This is a genomic window from Comamonas odontotermitis (assembly GCF_014207855.1).
In the GTDB taxonomy this organism is placed as follows: domain Bacteria; phylum Pseudomonadota; class Gammaproteobacteria; order Burkholderiales; family Burkholderiaceae_C; genus Comamonas; species Comamonas odontotermitis_A.
The window spans coordinates 31,158-49,305 of the sequence record NZ_JACHKZ010000008.1 but is presented as its reverse complement, the minus strand read 5'-3'; the positions used below and the strand labels follow the sequence as shown (position 1 = coordinate 49,305).

The 18,148-nt window shown below is 63.2% G+C and carries 20 protein-coding genes; 13 read left to right on the top strand and 7 right to left on the bottom strand.

The features are described 5' to 3' along the window. Nucleotides 1-367 precede the first annotated feature (367 nt). Nucleotides 368-1,312, bottom strand: a complete 945-nt coding sequence (ylqF, locus tag HNP33_RS08365) for a ribosome biogenesis GTPase YlqF (RefSeq protein ID WP_184707270.1) — start codon at nt 1,310-1,312, stop codon at nt 368-370. A 66-nt stretch (nt 1,313-1,378) separates the two neighbouring features. Between ylqF and HNP33_RS08360 the strand changes: the two genes are divergently transcribed. Together HNP33_RS08360 and HNP33_RS08355 are read left to right on the top strand one after the other, a co-directional pair. After that, nucleotides 1,379-1,630, top strand: a complete 252-nt coding sequence (locus HNP33_RS08360) for a hypothetical protein (RefSeq protein ID WP_184707268.1) — start codon at nt 1,379-1,381, stop codon at nt 1,628-1,630. Continuing rightward, on the top strand, nt 1,627-1,890 hold the full coding sequence (locus HNP33_RS08355; protein ID WP_184707266.1) for an oxidoreductase-like domain-containing protein: 264 nt from the start codon (nt 1,627-1,629) through the stop codon (nt 1,888-1,890). The genes HNP33_RS08360 and HNP33_RS08355 overlap by 4 nt, the downstream gene beginning before the upstream one ends. On the opposite strand, the gene HNP33_RS08350 is transcribed toward HNP33_RS08355, so the two are convergent. From HNP33_RS08350 to HNP33_RS08340, 3 genes are all read right to left on the bottom strand, one after another. Continuing rightward, nucleotides 1,891-4,242, bottom strand: coding sequence for an FUSC family protein (locus HNP33_RS08350; RefSeq protein WP_184707264.1), 2,352 nt, complete (start codon nt 4,240-4,242; stop codon nt 1,891-1,893). Nucleotides 4,243-4,449: 207 nt separating this feature from the next. Beyond that, nucleotides 4,450-5,979, bottom strand: a complete 1,530-nt coding sequence (gshA, locus tag HNP33_RS08345; RefSeq protein ID WP_184707262.1) for a glutamate--cysteine ligase — start codon at nt 5,977-5,979, stop codon at nt 4,450-4,452. Between the two features lie 291 nt (nt 5,980-6,270). Then, a complete protein-coding gene (locus HNP33_RS08340) occupies nt 6,271-7,188 on the bottom strand; it encodes an SDR family NAD(P)-dependent oxidoreductase (protein ID WP_184707260.1) in 918 nt (305 codons plus the stop codon). 424 nt (nt 7,189-7,612) lie between these two features. On the opposite strand from HNP33_RS08340, the gene HNP33_RS08335 reads away from it, so the two are divergent. The 9 genes from HNP33_RS08335 to tolA all read left to right on the top strand — a co-directional run bounded on the left by HNP33_RS08335 (nt 7,613) and on the right by tolA (nt 14,334). Beyond that, nucleotides 7,613-7,903 (top strand): 2Fe-2S iron-sulfur cluster-binding protein, encoded by a 291-nt coding sequence (locus HNP33_RS08335; protein ID WP_184707258.1) that lies wholly within the window; start codon nt 7,613-7,615, stop codon nt 7,901-7,903. 188 nt (nt 7,904-8,091) lie between these two features. Next, nucleotides 8,092-9,213, top strand: coding sequence for a bifunctional 3,4-dihydroxy-2-butanone-4-phosphate synthase/GTP cyclohydrolase II (gene ribBA, locus HNP33_RS08330; protein ID WP_184707256.1), 1,122 nt, complete (start codon nt 8,092-8,094; stop codon nt 9,211-9,213). Nucleotides 9,214-9,216: 3 nt separating this feature from the next. Further along, nucleotides 9,217-9,678 carry a 6,7-dimethyl-8-ribityllumazine synthase gene (ribH, locus tag HNP33_RS08325; RefSeq protein ID WP_184707254.1) on the top strand — a complete coding sequence of 154 codons (462 nt, stop codon included), beginning with the start codon at nt 9,217-9,219 and terminating at the stop codon, nt 9,676-9,678. Next, nucleotides 9,675-10,211, top strand: a complete 537-nt coding sequence (gene nusB / locus HNP33_RS08320; RefSeq protein ID WP_184707252.1) for a transcription antitermination factor NusB — start codon at nt 9,675-9,677, stop codon at nt 10,209-10,211. The genes ribH and nusB overlap by 4 nt, the downstream gene beginning before the upstream one ends. 159 nt (nt 10,212-10,370) lie before the next feature. After that, nucleotides 10,371-11,567, top strand: a complete 1,197-nt coding sequence (locus tag HNP33_RS08315; protein ID WP_184707250.1) for a pyridoxal phosphate-dependent aminotransferase — start codon at nt 10,371-10,373, stop codon at nt 11,565-11,567. Between the two features lie 11 nt (nt 11,568-11,578). Beyond that, nucleotides 11,579-12,007 carry a tol-pal system-associated acyl-CoA thioesterase gene (gene ybgC / locus HNP33_RS08310; protein ID WP_184707248.1) on the top strand — a complete coding sequence of 143 codons (429 nt, stop codon included), beginning with the start codon at nt 11,579-11,581 and terminating at the stop codon, nt 12,005-12,007. Continuing rightward, on the top strand, nt 12,004-12,702 hold the full coding sequence (gene tolQ / locus HNP33_RS08305; RefSeq protein WP_184707246.1) for a protein TolQ: 699 nt from the start codon (nt 12,004-12,006) through the stop codon (nt 12,700-12,702). Before ybgC ends, tolQ begins: the two co-directional genes overlap by 4 nt. 21 nt (nt 12,703-12,723) lie before the next feature. Next, a complete protein-coding gene (locus HNP33_RS08300; protein ID WP_184707244.1) occupies nt 12,724-13,158 on the top strand; it encodes a biopolymer transporter ExbD in 435 nt (144 codons plus the stop codon). A gap of 21 nt (nt 13,159-13,179) precedes the next feature. Continuing rightward, entirely contained in the window at nt 13,180-14,334 is a 1,155-nt protein-coding gene (gene tolA / locus HNP33_RS08295; protein ID WP_184707241.1) for a cell envelope integrity protein TolA, read from the top strand. Nucleotides 14,335-14,459: 125 nt separating this feature from the next. Here tolA and HNP33_RS08290 read toward each other — a convergent pair whose 3' ends face one another. From HNP33_RS08290 to HNP33_RS08280, 3 genes are all read right to left on the bottom strand, one after another. Continuing rightward, nucleotides 14,460-14,804, bottom strand: coding sequence for a hypothetical protein (locus HNP33_RS08290; protein ID WP_184707240.1), 345 nt, complete (start codon nt 14,802-14,804; stop codon nt 14,460-14,462). Between the two features lie 96 nt (nt 14,805-14,900). Beyond that, nucleotides 14,901-15,200 (bottom strand): hypothetical protein, encoded by a 300-nt coding sequence (locus tag HNP33_RS08285; RefSeq protein WP_184707238.1) that lies wholly within the window; start codon nt 15,198-15,200, stop codon nt 14,901-14,903. Between the two features lie 168 nt (nt 15,201-15,368). Beyond that, nucleotides 15,369-16,130 carry a sulfite exporter TauE/SafE family protein gene (locus HNP33_RS08280; RefSeq protein ID WP_184707235.1) on the bottom strand — a complete coding sequence of 254 codons (762 nt, stop codon included), beginning with the start codon at nt 16,128-16,130 and terminating at the stop codon, nt 15,369-15,371. A 256-nt stretch (nt 16,131-16,386) separates the two neighbouring features. Here HNP33_RS08280 and HNP33_RS08275 point away from each other — a divergent pair, with 256 nt between their 5' ends. Beyond that, on the top strand, nt 16,387-17,292 hold the full coding sequence (locus HNP33_RS08275) for a LysR family transcriptional regulator (RefSeq protein ID WP_184707233.1): 906 nt from the start codon (nt 16,387-16,389) through the stop codon (nt 17,290-17,292). A gap of 72 nt (nt 17,293-17,364) precedes the next feature. Next, nucleotides 17,365-18,078 carry a DNA/RNA non-specific endonuclease gene (locus tag HNP33_RS08270; protein WP_184707231.1) on the top strand — a complete coding sequence of 238 codons (714 nt, stop codon included), beginning with the start codon at nt 17,365-17,367 and terminating at the stop codon, nt 18,076-18,078. Nucleotides 18,079-18,148: the final 70 nt, after the last annotated feature.

The window sequence follows — 18,148 nt, the reverse complement described above, 5'->3', positions numbered from 1 at the left end:
GGCTTTTGTCGATCCTGCCTGCAAAGGAAGCAGGCAGCGATCTGGGCCGAGGCTGAACGGTGTGACCACAGTTCAGCCGGGGCAAGAACCGTGTTCAGTCGAAATGGTTTAACATAAAACAGGACATAGCAAAAACTCCTTGCGGTGCGCTGCAGAAGGTCATTCGTTGCTGCAGCGATAAGAAGATGAGCGCTGAATGTAGTGCCAAGACTGGCGGGAATCAAGCATTATACAAAATGCGTTGCAAAAACGCAACCCATCAACAGCAGGCTTTGCACGACTTTGTGCTGGCTTTGGATGCCATTTGCAGGCAAAGCGCAAACGATGCAAACTCTGCCCTGCAGATGCATAAGCTGGCGCTCATATTTCAATAGCGTTTACGGCCCGCCTTGCGGTGCTTGGCGTGCTCGGCCTTCTTGGCTTGGTGCTCGGCTTCTGCGGCTTCTCCGGCCGCCCGCCACTGCTCAAACTCGGCAGGCACCTCCAGGGTGATGCGGCCCAGCATCTGCGTGCGAAAGTCGGTAATCAGCAGCTCTGCCGCCTTTTGCATGTTCACCCGGCCCCCGCTCATCACCGCGCCGCGCTTCTTGCCGATCAGGGTGAGCAGTTCGTCGTCGTGCAGCGCTGCAATCTCTTCGTCGTCCAGGCCAAGCTTGTAGCGCTCGTCCAGATGGCGGGCGTAATGCATTTGCAGGTACAGCAGCAATTCCAGGGCCACCAGTTCATCGTCATACGCATTGCGGCCGACCGAGCCGCAGGCAGCCAGGTTGTAGCCAGTCTGCGGCACGATGATCTTGGGCCACAGCATGCCGGGTGTGTCCCACAGGTAAAAGTCGTCGTCCAGCACGATGCGCTGCTCGTCCTTGGTGACGCCCGCCTCGTCGCCCGCCTTGGCCTGGCCTTTGCCGCTCATGCTGTTGATCAATGTGGATTTGCCCACGTTGGGCACGCCGCAGATCAGCACGCGCAGCGGCTTGGCCATGCCCCCGCGCCCGGGGGCCAGCTTGCGGCATGCTTCCACCAGACGCTTGGCAGGCGCGGGCTCGCTGGCATCGAGCGGCAGGGCCTTGGTTTCGTGTTGCGCGTCGTACCAGTCCACCCACAGCGCAGTGCGCGCGGCATCGGCCATGTCCTGCTTGTTGATGATCTTGAGCGTGGGCTTGTGGCCGGTCAGCTCGGTGAGCGCGGGGTTGGCGCTCGATCCCGGCATGCGCGCGTCGAGCACCTCGATCACCACATCGATGTCTTTGATGCGCTCGGCAATCAGCTTGCGCGTCAGGTGCATATGCCCCGGGAACCATTGGATACTCATAATCTTGCTTTCTGCAGGTTGCCACGGCCCGGCGCGTAGGCAGCGCGGGTGCCGGATAATGCAGCCATGTCTTCTTTATCTCAACGCCAGTGGGATGCGCAGCGAAAATCCGATCAGGATCTGCTCATCAAAGGCATTATTCTGGTCATGATCGGGCTGGTGATTGTTGTATCGCCCTCTGTCAGCCAAGGCGCTATTGTGCAGGGAGTTTTCGCCAAGGCCGCTGCGGTGGGTTGGTTTTCCCTGGTATTGGGGGCGGCCTTTGTGGTCCGCTTTGGCTTGCGCCGCAAGGCCATGCCGCCGCGCCCTTCGGAATGACTGCCGCCCTGCCCGCCTTGCAGCCGCTCGCCAGCCTGCGCGCCGCACGGGCCTGTTTTGACTCCCTGCAGTCGGCGGCGACAACGCGCCACATCAGTCTGCGCGCACCGCCCGACGCCCCTACCACCTGCTGCGGCCGTGGCTGCAATGGCTGCGTGTGGGAAGGTTTTTTTGCCGCCGCCATGTATTGGCAGGAATGCGCGCTGCAGGCCCTGGCCGAGGCGCAAGAAGCCCCGTCCGGCACCCAGCCCGGCAACTGATCACCGCGCCTGGGCTGCCTCCGCCACCGGCACTTCTGGCTCCTGCCGCGCCAATGCCTGGTGTATCTGCGCCGCATCGGCCTGCAACTGCCGCGCCAGAATGCGCGATGCCGCAAGGCGCCGCATCAGCCAGGGCAGCAGGTCGCGGTCCTCGGGGTCAGGCACGGGCTCTGGCGCTGGGGGCTTGGGCAAAGCGGCGTCTGCAGACGACTGCGCAGCCAGCGGGGCCAGAAGATGCGCATCAACGTCGGCCACTGTCTCCTGCATTTGCTGCACGGCGAACGACGATGGCGTCTGCCCCCGGCGCATCATCAGCATGATCTTGACCGATGTCATCTGCCCCAGCAGCTGGTAACAGTGCGCCTGCAATTGCTCCAGCGCCTGCAGCGGCGGCTGCACGGCGCGCGGCTCCTTGAGCGAGCGGTCCACGGCCTGCACCAGCGCCGAGAGGCTGTCATAGGCTTCGCGCCGCGCAAGGCGCCAGGCCAGCTCGGGGACGTTGTCCACGGCCTGCAGCTGCTCTACCGAGAGCGATGTGCGCACATGCGCCGCCTGTGCCTTGAGCACCCGCTGCACCAGCGCAGGCACTTGCGAGCGCTCCCACGAAGGCAGCACATAGGCAAAGGCCCAGGCGATGCCGGTGCCGATGATGGTGTCGACCACGCGCTCGAACATATGAAAGCTCGTGCTGCCTTCGGCATTGAGCATGTGCGCCTGCACAAGACCCAGCACGGTAGCCCCCATGGCGGTGAACAGGTAGCGGCGCAGGGCAAAGCCGTGCGATATGCCCTGCGCGAGCGTGAGGCACAGAATCAGCGCGAGCGGCGGCAGGTGGGCCGACAGAATGGCCAGCGCCGCCACGCAGCCCAGCAAGGTGCCCAGCACGCGGATGGTGCGCCGCTCCAGCGTCTGCGCCAAACTGCCGCGCAGCACCACCACGATGGTCAGCAGCACCCAGTAGGCATGCGCCTTCCAGGGCAAAAGCTGTACCACCACATAGCCCAGTGCAATCGCCAGCGCAGCGCGAATGGCGTGGCGCAGCGGCGGTGCATCCCAGCTCATCAGCCCCTTGAAGGGCGACCACGACCAGGCTGTGGGGCTGACGAACATTTGCCAGCTGGCACGCACCACTGCCAGATCGGGCTCAGCCTCGTCGCGCCCCAGCTGGATCAGACGGTTCACCTCGCCATGGATGCGCACGATGCGCTCGCTCAGCTCCTGCGAGAGCGCCTGCGGCGGCAGGGCTGCGGGGTCGTACTGGTCGGGCAGCGCTTCTTCCAGGCGCTGGCGGGGTGTGCAGGCCGCCTTCATGGGCCGCAGCAAAGTGTTCAGGTTGACCATGGGCTGCGGCTTGCGCGCCCACAGCAGGCTGTCTGCCAGATGCACCAATTCCAGCGCCAGCGCGCGCAGCATGGCCTGCTGGGCCAACAGCATGGGCGCCTGCTCGGGCACCTTGCGCAGGTGTTCCAGATCGAGCTCGCAAGCGAGCAGATGGTCGCGGATGTCGAGCATCTGCATCAGCATGCCCGCCAGGCGCTGGCGGCGCGGGGTGCGCGGGCTCTCCAGCACGATATCGCGCGCCGCCTGCAGCTGGTCGGCAAACGCGGCGTGCCGCGCCAGCAGGTTTCCCATGTGCGCCGCCTGCGGGCTCTGGCGCGAGAAGCTGCCGAAATTGCGGTCAGCCAGGTTGTCGCCATAGGCCTCGCCGTCTACCGTCTCGTCGTCCAGCCCCACGTGGCGCGCAGCGTCGGGCAGCACCATGCGCGCCTGCTCCAGCATCAGCGCGGCCAGAGACAGTACCGTATCGGCGATGAACTGCACACGGTAGCGCAGGTTGAGTATGGCGTTGGCCGCCACGGCATACACCAGGTAGACGGCAGCACCAATGACGAAGAACAGGGTCGATTGCGTCGCCACCTCCAGCACATGGCCAGGCTGCGGCGTGATCGACATGGCCAGCACCATCGCCAGCACCACGGCAATGGCCACCGGCCCGCCCCGCTTGCCCCAGGCCATCCACAAAAAGCCGAAGAAGGTGGAGAACACGGCCAGAAAACCCAGCAGCAGCGGGTGCTGGTGCAAAAGCTGCACCAGCCAGAACAGCGGCGCCCCCAGCAGTGGCGCCGGCAGCATGCGCCAGAACTTGCCACGCTTGGGCGCTGGCATGTCCACCACGATGGTGACGATCACCCCTACCGAGGCCGCCGCCGCATGCTGTACGCCCCAGACCAGATGCACCAGCGTGGTGACCAGGAACAGGCCCAGCGCCACCTCCAGCCCATTGAGCACATAGTGGTTGAGCAGGCTGCGCTTGAAGGTGCGCCAGCTGCGGTCGGGAGAGAAATGCGCCATGGCTGAACGATACGGGATGGATGGAGTTTTTGTTGTCAGACAAATGATAGCGCCGCGATGACGGGCGCCATCAGCTATCAAAAGAGAAGCGGCTGCAACTTGCAACTTCTTGCAATCGACCCGCACGCCTTGCAGCCTGGCAACAACAAAAAAGCCCGCGCAGGCGGGCTTGGCAGGGCTTCATGGTCGGCAGTCCGTCTCAGACGCTCAGACAACCAGGTGCTCGGGCGACATATAGCACTGGCGCCATTCTTCAAACGGCACGGTGTCGGCCGCTTCCAGCGATTTCTGGGCGCCCACGGAATCAGCGGCCAGAGCCTGGTAGCGGGCGGTCAGTGCCTCGCTCCAGGGCTGGGCCAGCGTGGCGGCACGGGCGGCTTGCGATTGTGCGGCGCCAAAGGCCTTGAACTGGCCCTGGAACTGTCCGGCCACCGCTGCCAGCACCTGGGCCGAAGGCGTCTGCTCGGGATTCGCCAGCAACTGGTGCGCAGCAGCAAGCGCCTGCGAATAATCCTGCACGCCGTGGGCAGCATCCAGCGCCGCCGCAATGGGCGCGCAGGCCTGCAGCACCTCTGCAGCCCACTCGGTCAGCACCACGGGCTGGCCGTTGCGCTGCAGATGCAGGCCGCTCTCGCGGCCGCGCTCGGCAGTCAGGTGCTGGTTGTGCTTCATCTCGGCGATTTCGGCAGGCGAATCGGGCGGGCTGTCTGACAGCAGGCAGTGCAGCAGGAAGACGTCCAGCAGGCGCATGGTCTGCGCCGAGATGCCCATGCTCTCAAATGGATTGATGTCCATCAAGCGCACTTCGACATATTCGACCCCGCGCTCCCGCAGGGCATGCAGGGGGCGCTCGCCGCGCTGCACGGTGCGCTTGGGGCGGATGGTGCCGTAGAACTCGTTTTCGATCTGCAGCAGGCTGGTGCCCAGCTGGTTGTATTCGCCGCCCAGGTTCTGAATGCCGATCTTCTCGTAGGCCGGATATGGCTGGGTGAGCGCTCCATACAGCGAATCGGCGTAGCCCTTGAGGTGGTTGTAGCTGACGCTGATGGACGCCTGCGCATCGCTCTGGTAGCCCAGGCGCCCCATGCGCAGCGATGTGGCGTGTGGCAGGTAGAGCGCACCGCTGCCGTCGCCCAGGGGCTGCAGTTGGTGCTGGCGGCCTTCCACAAAGCACGGACAGAGCACTGGCGAAGCGCCAAACAGGTACAGCAGCACAAAGGCCTGGCGGCGGAAGTTGCGGATCAGCGCAAAGTACTCTTCGCTGCTGATGCCGGGCATGGACCAGTTGTAGTGGATGCCCGAGATGGTCTGCATGCGGCGACCATAGCGGTGGCCCAGCCCCATGCGGTACACGCTTTTGCTGCGGCCGATGTTGGACGAGCCGTAGCTGCCCAGTGGAATGGTTTCGTCCGGCGGCAGCGAGCAAGGCATGCTCGAAATCCACAGGCGCTCGTCATTGGCCTGCAGCACCTGGTACACATACTGGTGCACCTGCGAGAGGTCGTCCAGGCACCCCTGCACGCTTTGGTGCACGCCGGTGATGATCTCGATCTGCGATTCGCTGAAGTCGGTCGTGATGCTGGGGTGCGTCAAGGCCGACCCCAATGCGGCGGGGTGCGGCGTCATGGCCAGCGCACCGTCCTCGGTCACGCGCAGGCCTTCTTTTTCAATGCCTCTGCCGATGTGCAGCAGGCGCTCGCGGCCGACCGCGTCGATTCGTTGTTGGATATGGTTCATCTGCATTGTTGTGTGCAAAGCTGAGGCAGCACATTATCAGGTTGTGCCCGCCTTGGTTGCGCCATGCGCAGTCAGCCCGCGCCCGCCCCGGGATTTTGCCAGCCCCGCACAACGCAACTGCAGCGGGCAGTGTAGACGGCCTCAGCCCGCCGCCTTTTTTATCAAAAAAGAGAGCAGACAGCGCCTACTGAGCCTGCTCTACAAAAAAAAAATCCATTGAAACCGAATACTGACATGCACCACATGCTATTGTTTACGCAGCACCACCTGCAGGCCAGTGAAGAAAACTGCTCAGTGCAGCTTTTGCAGGGCCTTGCGCATTTCCATGTCGGCCTGCACAAAGCCGTTGTCGGGCACGGAGTCGCCTTGGCGGTCGAGCAGCTGGGGCAATTGCTCAGCCAGGCGCGTATCCATCTCCGTCAGCGGCACGCAGTCGGTGCTGATGTGAATACCGCGCGTCATGGTGATGTGCGAGGCCTCGAAACTACCGGCACCTGCGCACAGGATGGTGCGGGTAGGCGCGCTTTCGTGCGCCAGCACCAGCATGGCGGGGCACACCAGCTCAGGGCGCAAGGCGCGCAGCACCTCGGGCGCCATCAGGCCCTCGGTCATGCGGGTGGCCGCCGTGGGCGCCAGTGCATTGACATGGATGTGGTACTTGGCACCTTCGAGCGCCAGAGTCTGCATCAGACCGACCAGGGCCATCTTGGCCGCGCCGTAATTGCTTTGCCCAAAGTTGCCAAACAGGCCCGATGACGAGGTGGTGAGCACGATGCGCCCATACCCGGCCGCCTGCATGTGCGGCCATACCGCCTTGCAGCAGTGCACGCTGCCCATCAGATGCACATCGAGCACCTGGCGGAAATCGTCCAGCTCCATCTTGGCAAAGCTCCTGTCGCGCAGGATGCCGGCGTTGTTCACCAGCACGTCGATCTGGCCCCAGCGCTCCATCACCTGGGCCACCATGGCTTCGACGGCTGCAAAGTCCGTGACCGATGCATGGTTGGCCATGGCAATGCCACCTGCCGCCTCAATCTCCTGCACCACTTTTTCGGCGGCCGACGAGTTGCCGCGGCCATCGACCGAGCCACCGGGATCATTGACCACCACCTTGGCGCCGCGCCGCGCCAGGGCCAGTGCGTGCTCGCGGCCCAATCCTCCGCCCGCACCCGTCACAATCGCCACCCGTTCGCTGAAATCCAATCCCATAGCTGCACCTTTTTGGCTGTGGGGCGCGCCCAGGCACCCCTGTATTGTTTGACCGCTTCCGCCCATGCGCGAAAGCCGTGATGCAGAGGCACTGTAAGCCAGCTGGAACACCCTTTGCGCCGCTTGGGCGACAGGATCCGCCCCCAAGGCTCCTCTGCAGACCACGGCAGGGAATTTTGCAGAGGATCCCTAGGGTTATCCCGAAATTTACTGAACAACCATGTGGATAAGTGCCTGATCCCGGCCATTTCAACCGCTAAGCCCATGTTTTTATTACACACGTGTTACATTGCCCGCAATTTCAGCAAAACATGGCCCAACTATCGTTTTGGCCATTTGCTTATACCAGGCAAGCGCAAAGCGCTATGCTTTTTTCATTTGATTTGTTACCAGCACCCGGCTACCGCCCGTGCATTGATTCCCCATGCCGATCACTCCCGAGCTTTACAACGCCCAAATCGATAACGAAGACATCCAGGTGGACGCCTGGGCCGACACGCCGCTGCTGCAATCGCTGGAAGAAGGCGGCGTCGACTGGCCCAGCAGCTGCCGCAACGGCACCTGCCGCACCTGCGTGGGCCGCCTCAAATCAGGCAGCGTGCACTACGAAATTGAATGGCCGGGCCTGAGCCCCGAAGACAAGGAGGCAGGCTGCATCCTGCCTTGCGTCGCCTACCCCGATGGCAATGTGGTACTGCTGCGCGGCGAATATTGATCATCCACGCCGAGCAGGCGGGCCCTGCGCAGTGCGTAGCCCTCTCTCGCTCTCAAATATGGACGCCTCCCCCCGCGAGCGCCATGTGCCTGGTCTAAAATTGGGGTTTGTACTGCCTGCCCGGTGCCACCAGCGCCTGCCAGGCAACGTAACGGCAACCCGCCACCTATGTTCTTTAAAGGCAATCCATGAGCAGCCCCTTGTCCCCTGCACCGATCTCTCCGGTGGAGGAAATCGTTGCCGAAATGCGCGCTGGGCGCATGGTCATCCTGGTCGATGAAGAAGACCGCGAGAACGAAGGCGATCTGGTGCTGGCTTCGGACCATGTCACGCCCGAGGCCATCAACTTCATGGCCAAGTGGGGCCGAGGCCTGATCTGCCTGACCCTGACCCGCGAGCGCTGCGAGCGCCTGGAGCTGCGCCAGATGACGGCGCGCAACGGCGCCCCGCTCTCCACCGCCTTTACCGTCTCCATCGAAGCTGCCGAGGGCGTCACCACCGGCATCTCGGCCGCAGACCGCGCCCGCACCGTGCAGGCCGCCGTAGCGCCCCATGCCAAGGCCAGCGATCTGGTGCAGCCCGGCCACATCTTTCCGCTGCAGGCCGTCGATGGCGGCGTGCTCATGCGTGCAGGCCATACCGAAGCGGGCTGCGATCTGGCCCGCATGGCTGGCTGCTCGCCTTCTGCTGTCATCTGCGAGGTGATGAAGGACGACGGCACCATGGCCCGCCTGCCCGATCTGCAGCTGTTCTGCGCCGAACACGGCATCAAGATCGGCACCATTGCTGACCTGATCGAATACCGCAGCCGCAACGAAAGCCTGGTCGAGCGCATCAGCAGCCGCAGCCTGCAGACCGCGCATGGCGAATTCATCGCCCACCTCTACGAAGACCGCGCCAGCCATGCCGTGCATATCGCCCTCGTCAAGGGCGAAGTGAAGGCCGATGCCGACGTGCCCGTGCGCGTGCATGAGCCCCTGTCGGTGATGGATCTGCTGGAAACCAACCGCTCCATGCACAGCTGGACGCTGGACGCCAGCCTCGCCTACCTGGGCGGGCAGGACAGCGGCGTGGCCGTGCTGCTCAACTGCAATGAAAGCGCCAGCCAGCTGGTGCAGCAGTTCGACGGCAAAGCCCGCGCCGCCCAGGCGCCCGAGCGTGGCCGCATGGACCTGCGCACCTACGGCATCGGCGCGCAGATCCTGCGCGACTGCGGCGTACAGAAAATGCGCCTGATGGGCGCCCCCCGCCGCCTGCCCAGCATGGCAGGCTACGGACTCGAAATCACCGGATACATCAGCAAGGAATAAGCCATGTTTGGAGCAGAAAAAGGCAAGGCCATCAACCTCGACGGCAGCAAGCTGTCCATCGGCATCGTGCAGGCGCGTTTCAATGAAAGCATCACCACCAGCCTGGCCGATGCCTGCCTCCAGGAGCTGGCAGCCATGGGCGTGCAGGCAGACAACATCCGCCACGTCCTCGTGCCCGGCGCGCTCGAAGTGCCTGTCGCCCTGCAGGCCATGGCCGAATCGGAAGATTTCGACGCCCTGATCGCCCTGGGCTGCATCATTCGCGGCGAAACCTACCACTTTGAGCTGGTAGCCAACGAATCGGGAGCAGGCGTCACGCGCGTTGCGCTGGATTTCCAGATTCCGATCGCCAACGCCATCATCACCACCGAAAACGAAGAACAGGCCATCGCACGCCAGACGGAAAAAGGGCGCGATGCCGCCATCGTCGCCGTCGAAATGGCCAACCTGCTGGAAACACTATGAACGACCACGACCAGAGCGAATCCCCCGCCGGCAAGCGCCCGCCGCGCCAATCCCGCAAGGGCCTGACCTCGACCGGCGCGCGCAAGGCCGCCTCCAAATCCACCCGCAGCCGCTCGCGTGAATTTGCACTGCAGGCGCTCTACCAGCACCTGGTCAGCGGCAACAGCGCCAGCAGCATCGACAGCTTCACGCGCGACCTCGCAGGCTTTCACAAGGCCGACGCAGCGCACTATGACGCCCTGCTGCACGGCTGCATCGAGAACGCCGAGGCCCTCAACACCCAGATCGTGCCCCATCTCGACCGCCCGATGGCCGAGATCTCGCCCATCGAGCATGCCTGCATGTGGATCGGTGTGTACGAGTTCCAGCACTGCCTGGATGTGCCCTGGCGCGTGGTCATCAACGAAAGCATCGAGCTGGCCAAGGAATTTGGCGGCACCGACGGCTACAAGTATGTCAACGCCGTGCTCAATGCCCTGGCGCCCACCCTGCGCGCCGCAGAAGTGGCTGCCGACCGAAACACCGCGGCCTGAGCGTGCAAACAACCTGATCCCCTGACGACCGATGCCCGCACTGGCTGCCGGCATCGGTTCTGTCTTTTGCGCTTATTCGCCGTGCAGTTATACTTTTGATAGCGCATTGCGTATCAACAGCAAGCGCCAGCACCTGTTTCACCCTTGATTGCAGAGACCATGAAGATTGCCAACCGTGCCGACCGCATTGAACCGTTTTATGTGATGGAAGTGGCCAAGGCCGCCCAGGCACTGGCGGCCAAGGTGGCGGGCACGGCTGATCCCATGATCTTTCTGAACATCGGAGAGCCCGATTTCACCGCGCCACCCCTGGTGCAGAAAGCCGCCAGCCAGGCCATCGAAAGCGGCCTGACGCAGTACACGCCTGCGCTGGGCATTGCGCCACTGCGCGAGGCGCTGTCGGCCTGGTACGCGCAGCGGTTTGGCGTCGATGTTCCGGCCCGCCGCATCGTGATCACCGCAGGCGCATCGGCCGCGCTGCAACTGGTGTGCCTGGCGCTCATCAATGCGGGCGACGAGATTTTGATGCCCGATCCGAGCTACCCTTGCAACCGCCACTTTGTGAGCGCAGCGGAAGGCAATGCCGTGCTGCTGCCCACCACGGCTGCTGAGCGTTTTCAGCTGAGCGCCGACAAGGTGAGCGCAGCCTGGGGCGACCGGACACGTGGCGTATTGCTGGCATCGCCCAGCAACCCCACCGGCAGCTCCATTGCACCCGCCGAGCTGCGCAAAATTCACGACGTGGTCAAGGCGCGGGATGGTTTTACCATCATCGACGAAATCTACCTGGGCCTGTCGTATGACGAAGCCTATGGCCAGACGGCGCTCGCCCTGGGCGAAGACATCATCTCGATCAACAGCTTCAGCAAATACTTCAACATGACCGGCTGGCGCCTGGGCTGGGCCGTGGTGCCCGAGGCGCTCGTGCCCGCTATCGAGCGCATGGCGCAGAACCTCTTCATCTGCGCCAGCACCATCAGCCAGCATGCGGCCCTTGCCTGCTTTGCGCCCGAGAGCATTGCCGAGTATGAACGCCGCCGCGCCGAATTCAAGGCGCGCCGCGACTACTTCATTCCCGCGCTCGAAGCGCTCGGCCTGCCCGTGCCCGTGGCGCCCGATGGCGCGTTCTACGCCTGGGCCGACTGCACGCAGGCGGCGCAGAAACTGGGCATCGGCCCCGGCAAGGACTGCAGCTGGGACTTTGCCTATGCCGTGATGGAGCGCGCCCACCTGGCCATCACGCCGGGGCGCGATTTCGGCACGGTGGACACAGGCCGCTTTGTGCGCTTTTCCACCGCCAACTCGATGGAACAGCTGCAGGAAGCCATCGCCCGCCTGCACAAGCTGCTGGCCTAAGGCGCTCTGCAATGACCTCCAGCTCCTCGACCTTCACGCACTCCATCCGGATCTACTGGGAAGACACCGATGCCGGCGGCATCGTGTTCTATGCCAACTACCTCAAGTTCATGGAGCGCGGCCGCACCGAATGGCTGCGCTCACTGGGCATCGAGCAGCAGCGCCTGCGTGACGAGGTGGGCGGCATGTTCGTCGTGAGCGAAGCAAATATCAAATATTTACAACCTGCGCGGCTCGACGATGAACTCGTCGTTACTGCGCAACTCCAATCCGCAGGCCGTGCGTCCATGGCCATCCTGCAGCAGGTGCTCTTAAAACCGAAGCAACCAACAGATACACCTGTGCTGCTGTGTGAAGGCACAATCCGTATCGGCTGGGTCGATGCTGCCAGCATGCGGCCCGCAAGAATTCCTACAACCCTGATCCAAACCATCTCATGAACCCCCAAGAAATGTCCATTGCCAGCCTGGTCTTGCACGCCAGCTGGGTAGTGCAACTCGTGATGCTGATCCTGGTCGGCGCCTCGGTCGCCTGCTGGGCCACCATCTTGCGCAAGGTGGGCATGCTCAAATCGATCAAGGGCAAGAACGAAGCCTTCGAGACCGACTTCTGGTCCGGATCGAGCCTGAACGAGCTCTACCAGAACGCCATCCACAACGTCAAAACCTGCGGCCCCATGGAACGCATTTTTGCCAGCGGCATGCGCGAATACCAGAAGCTGCGCGAGCGCCACATCACCAACCCCGACACCCTGCTGGACGGCACCCGCCGCGCCATGCGCGCCAGCTTCCAGCGCGAGATGGACGAGATCGAATCGGGTCTGTCGCTGCTGGGCACCATCGGCTCGGTCTCGCCCTACGTCGGCCTTTTCGGCACCGTGTGGGGCGTGATGCACGCCTTCACCGGCTTTGCCAACATGGAGCAGATCACGCTGGCCACCGTAGCCCCCGGCATTGCCGAAGCGCTGGTGGCCACCGCCATGGGCCTGTTCGCCGCCATCCCGGCCGTCACTGCCTACAACCGCTTCTCCAGCGGCATCGACCGCATCGCCAGCCAGCAGGAAACCTTCATCGAAGAGTTTTCCAACATCCTGCAGCGCAACCTGGGTGCCCAGCCGCTGCACGCTGCGCACTAACAAGATTCAAAGGAAACTGCCATGCCGGCCGTAGCCTCTCGCGGAAAACGCAACCGCCGCACCGTGAACGAAATCAACATGGTTCCGTTCATCGACGTGATGCTGGTGCTGCTCATCATCTTCATGGTGACGGCACCCATGCTCACGCCCGGTGCCATCAATGTGCCCAAGGCGGGCAAGAGCGTACGCCCGCCCACCAAGAACATCGCCCATGTGCTGCTCGACAAGGACGGCACCATCCAGCTCAAGACCGGCAAGGCCACCAAGGCACTCACGGTGAAAGAGCTGGGCGACGCCGCCAAGGCCTGGCAGACCGAACAGCCCGATGACAGCGCCGTACTGCTGGTAGCCGACAAGGACCTGAGCTACCAGAAAGTCATGGACGCCATGGGCGCCCTGCAGCGCGCCAATGTCCAGCGCATTGCCCTGCAGGTCGCTGGCGGCGCCAGCAAGTAAGCAAAAAGACGAAAAGCCTCCATGTCCCCTCGCCAAGAACGCGACCAGTTCGCACCACCCAAGCCGCCATCGCGGACCAAATCCTGGTCCCTGGCAGCGGCTGCGCACTTGCTGGTGGTGATTGCACTGTTGTGGACAGTGCGCAACCCGCGAGACAGTGACCAGCCCGCTGTCGAGGCCGAGCTGTGGGCCCCCACCAATGAGCAGGCCGCGCCTGCCCCGGTCACGCCCCCTCCGGCCCCGCAGCCCGTGCCAGAGCCGCCGCCACCTCCCCCGCCTCCACCTGCTCCCTCGCCCAAACCCGTGGTGACGCCGCCGCCCAAGCCTGTTGCCGCGCAGGATGATGACGACGACCACGAGGCCGAGATTGCCCTGCGCAAGAAAAAGGAGCAGGAGAAGAAGCTGCGCGAGCAAAAGGAACAGAAAGAGCGCGAACTGGCCGAACGCAAGGAAGCCGAGCGCAAGAAGCAAGCCGAGCAGGACAAGAAGGACCGCATCGAGCAGGAGAAGAAAGAGGCCAAAGAAAAAGCCCAGAAGGCCGAGAGCGAGCGCAAGGAAGCCGAGCGCAGGAAGCAGGCCGAGCAGGACAAGAAAGACCGCCAGGAGCAGGAGAAGAAAGATCGCCTGCAAAAGGAAAAGGACGCCAAGGACAAAGCCCAGAAGGAACAGGCCGAGCGCGAAAAGGCAGAAAAAGCGAAGGCAGAAAAGGCAAAAGCGGCAGCCGATGCAAAGGCCAAGGCGGAAGCCGACGCCAAGGCCAAAGCCAAGGCAGCAGCCGATGCCAAGGCTGCCGAAGCCCAGCGCGCCGCCAACCTAGCACGCATGCAGGGTCTGGCGGGAGCCGATGGTGCATCCGGGGCCTCCAAGGGCGGCTCGCCAACTGGTACTGCCAAGGGCGCAGGCGGCCCATCTGCTGGCTATGGCGCCCGTGTGGTGGCCAAGGTGCGCCCCAACATCGCCTTCCCGGACGAAATCCAGGGCAATCCGCGGGCCGAGCTCGAAGTGCGCGCCGCCCCCGATGGCACCATCGTTGGCGTGCGCGTGGTCAAATCCAGCGGCAACAAGGCCTGGGACGACGCCGTGGTGCGCGCCATGCACAAGACTGAAACGCTGCCCAAGGATGTGGACGGCAGAGTGCCGAGCCACCTCACCATCGGCTTCGAGCCCAAGGACTGAGCGCCCTGCCCGCGGAGCGGGCGTGGCAGACGCCCTGTCCTCGGGCTGCATCGAACAGGACTGCCATACAAGCGCTGCCCATTCGCCTACGGTTTTTCCGCTTTCTAAAGCGCTCTTTGACGAGATCAATTTCCCGACTCGTCGGTCTCGCTCGCTCCTTCCCTGCATTCGGGGACCTGGAAAAGCATTCGCGCGATGCCTTGATGGTCCACCAAGGGAAAAAAGATTTCGGGAGGGTCCTCCTCCAGTCCTCCTGAAACCTTCACCTCCACCGGTTCGCCCAGCGCATAACCTTTGGTGACGACCTCCATCCCAATGACATCGCAGGGAAACATGCCAGTGAGCTCGTCACGAAACTCGGTGTCGGTCCAACGAATGCTGAGCGTGGCTTTTTCCGCAGGAGGAGGCTCTGGAGGGCGTGAGCCCAGCCACAATGCAGCAACTGCCAGACAGAACAACGCAAGGGACATGCCCAGCTCTTTGTACCCCGTGCATATGCAGATCTGAGGCGCGCGCCTGCTGAGGCGAGAAACGGTGCTTGACAAAGCGTGCTGCGCCATGAACTCCTAGAACTGGGCAAAGTACGCATCCTCCAGCCACGCAAGATACACACCACTGGCAATGGCGCCTATCAAGGTGAACAACCAGACCGACAAAAGCGTCCAGTTCCTTTCATGGCGTCGAAAGAACTGAAAGGTCAACCATGTCAGGACGGCGGCGGGGATGCAAAGTGAGAGCAGGCCCCCCATGATGTCGGCATAGTCCAGCCAATCGCGTGGATTGCACTCACCATCGCAGAACTCGACATGCCCGCGCATGGCCAATCGCACCCACGGAATGGTTCCTCCCACCAGGGTTGCCAGCAAAGCTGCAGCTTGTTTTGGAGCTCGAAGGCGGTGTAGCAAATGCATAAGGGTGAATGAACTGGGGTGACGAAATGAGTGTATCCAACTACCTCGAAAAAGTACTGAACCTGCTTCAATGACATGCCTCCTCACCACCTGCTGGTGGCCTGAATTCTTCCGCTGTTTTTGTTATCGGCGCAACGCCATATAGGTCCCCAGCAACAACAGGCTGGCAAACAGGCAGCGCTTGAAGACCTGTGGCGACAGCCGCCCGCGCAGCCGCTCGCCACACCACATGCCTGCCAGTGCGGGCAGCAACCACAGGGCAGACCAGGCCCATTGCGCCATTGCCACGCCGCCATGCTGCTGCAGGCTGATAGCCAGTGCGATGGTCGATACCGAAAAGCTCAGGCCCATGGCCTGGATCAGGGTATCCTTGCCCAACCCCAGGCTCTGCAGATACGGCACGGCCGGGATGACGAACACGCCCGTCAATGCCGTCACCACACCTGTAGCTGCGCCTACCAGTGCCCCCAGCACGCCATGCGCCAATGACTGCTGCCTGCCGCCAGCGCCTGCTGGTATCACCAGGGGCCTGCCCCACAACCCCCACAGCGCATACAACACCAGCGCCGCGCCCAGCCAGCGTTGGCTGCTGGCCAGTTGCAGTGCACCAAACTGCCAGGCAGCGCCCAACGTACCCACCACCACACCTAATTGCATGGGCCACAGCTGCCGCGCCAATACGCGCAGCTGTGGCCAGGGGCGCATTTGCCACATATTCGTCACCATCGACGGCAGCACCAGCCAGGCCGCAGCCGTTGCCGGGCTCAGCCACAGCGCCAGCAGCGCCATCGACACGGTGGGCAAGCCCAGGCCCACCACCCCTTTGACCATACCGGCCAGCACAAAGACAGCAGCGACGCCCAGCCACCAGCCCGAATCCGTCATGCGCCACCTCCACAAGCCGGTGCGTTTCCAGCAGCCTTGACAACACAGCCCGCACCTGCGACCAGAGAACACGGAAGTACGCCATGCAGGCGCCCACTCGTTTCAGTTTTTTCCATAGAAAAAATTCTGAATCGAATATTTACTGAATACAAACTGGATATTTTTGATAGTCACTATGGAAAATCCATATTTAAACCGCCGACACCTCGCTACCATTGGCGGATGCGTCCGACCTCCCTTTCAAGCCTTGGCCGCCATGCGCTTTGACCTGCAGGACCTGCGCCTTTTTGTGCACACGGTGGAATCAGGCACCATCACCCAAGGCGCTGAGCGCAGCCACATCACCCTGGCTTCGGCCAGCGAGCGCATCCGCGGCATGGAAGCCGTGCTGGGCACGGCCCTGCTTTCGCGCAGCAAGCGCGGCGTATTGCCCACCGATGCCGGGGCCGTGCTGCTGCCCCACGCGCGCCGTATGCTGCTGCAGGTGGAGCAGATGGCAGGCGACATGCAGGCTTTTGGCCAGGGGCTGGGTACACGCATCGAGCTGCTGGCCAACACCTCGGCCATCAGCGAACACCTGATTGCGCCGCTGGGCGCCTTCATGCAGGCCAACCCACTGCTGCGACTGGAGCTGCGCGAATGCACCAGCGACGCCATTGCGCGCGCACTGCTGGACGGAGAAGCAGACCTGGGTGTGCTCTCCAACGCGGCACCTTCCGGCGCGCTGCATACACAGACCTGGCGCGCCGATCCGCTGGTGCTGATGGGCCCTGCACCACTGCTGGAAGGCCTGCCAGCAGATATTCAGCTGCCCCACCTCAAGGATCTGCCGCTGCTGGGCCTGCTGCCGCAGCATGCCTTGCAGCAGCTGATTGCCACGCAGGCGCTGCAGGCAGGCGTTGGCCTGCGCTACCGCGCCAGGGCGCCGCATCTCGACGCCCTGTGCGACTGGGCCGCCATGGGCCTGGGCGCAGCACTGGTGCCGCAGGCTGCAGCGCAGCGTTGCGTTGAGCGCTGGCCACACGCGCCACTGCGCATTCTTCCTGTGGCTGCCCAATGGGCCGCGCGCCACCTGATGCTCGCCTGCCGCAACCCCGAGCAATTGCCTGCGCACGCGCAGCAGCTCTGGGCTTTTCTGGCGGAGCTGCCCGCGAGCGGATAGCCGCGTCAATGCCCGCAGCGCGCGAGGTTTTTTGGCCGCAAGCGCGCCAAGTTGTGCAACACTTGCGCGCTTATGTTTTTCCGCCCCTCTTTTCTTCTTGCGCCCGCCCTGCTTTCCGGTGCCGCTACGGCTTTTGCAGCAGGTTTTGATGATTGCCCGCAATTTTTCTCTGGCAAGCCCCCGGTCATTCAGGGCTATGGCCAACAGCGTGCGCTGTGTTTTGAAGAGTTTGCAGTGCTGCACTCGGGCCAGACCAAGACGCCGCTCTACACCGCCCAGCGCCTGAACGCCCGAATGCTGAACAAGGCCAAGGACTTGAAGCGCAACGACAAGTTCTATGAGGAAGCCCGCCTTCCCGAATCCGAACGCGCCCTGCTCTCCGACTACCGCCGCTCGGGTTTCAGCCGGGGCCACATGGCAGCCGCGGGCGACATGAGCACTACCTTTGGCAAGGCACAGAGCTATTCGCTGGCCAATATGGTGCCGCAGGACCCGACGCAGAACGGCAAGCCCTGGTCGCAGATCGAGCAGGACACCCGCCGCTACATCCGCCGCGCCCGAGGCGATGTGTACGTGATCACCGGCCCGGTGTTCAACAGCCGCCAGCCCCGCACGATTGGCAACAGCGGGGTCTGGGTGCCTGACGCCGTGTTCAAGATGGTGTACGACCCGGCCACCGGCGAGCGCTGGGTGCACCTGCAGGCCAACCAGAAATCCACCCGTGCCGGCAAACCCATCAGCTATGAGGAGTTTGTTCAGCGCACCGGCATCCGGCTGCTGAACTGAGTGGCGTGACCCTGAATGGCGTAGCCTGCCAGGGAACGATCATGAAAAAGAGGCCTTGCGGCCTCTTTTG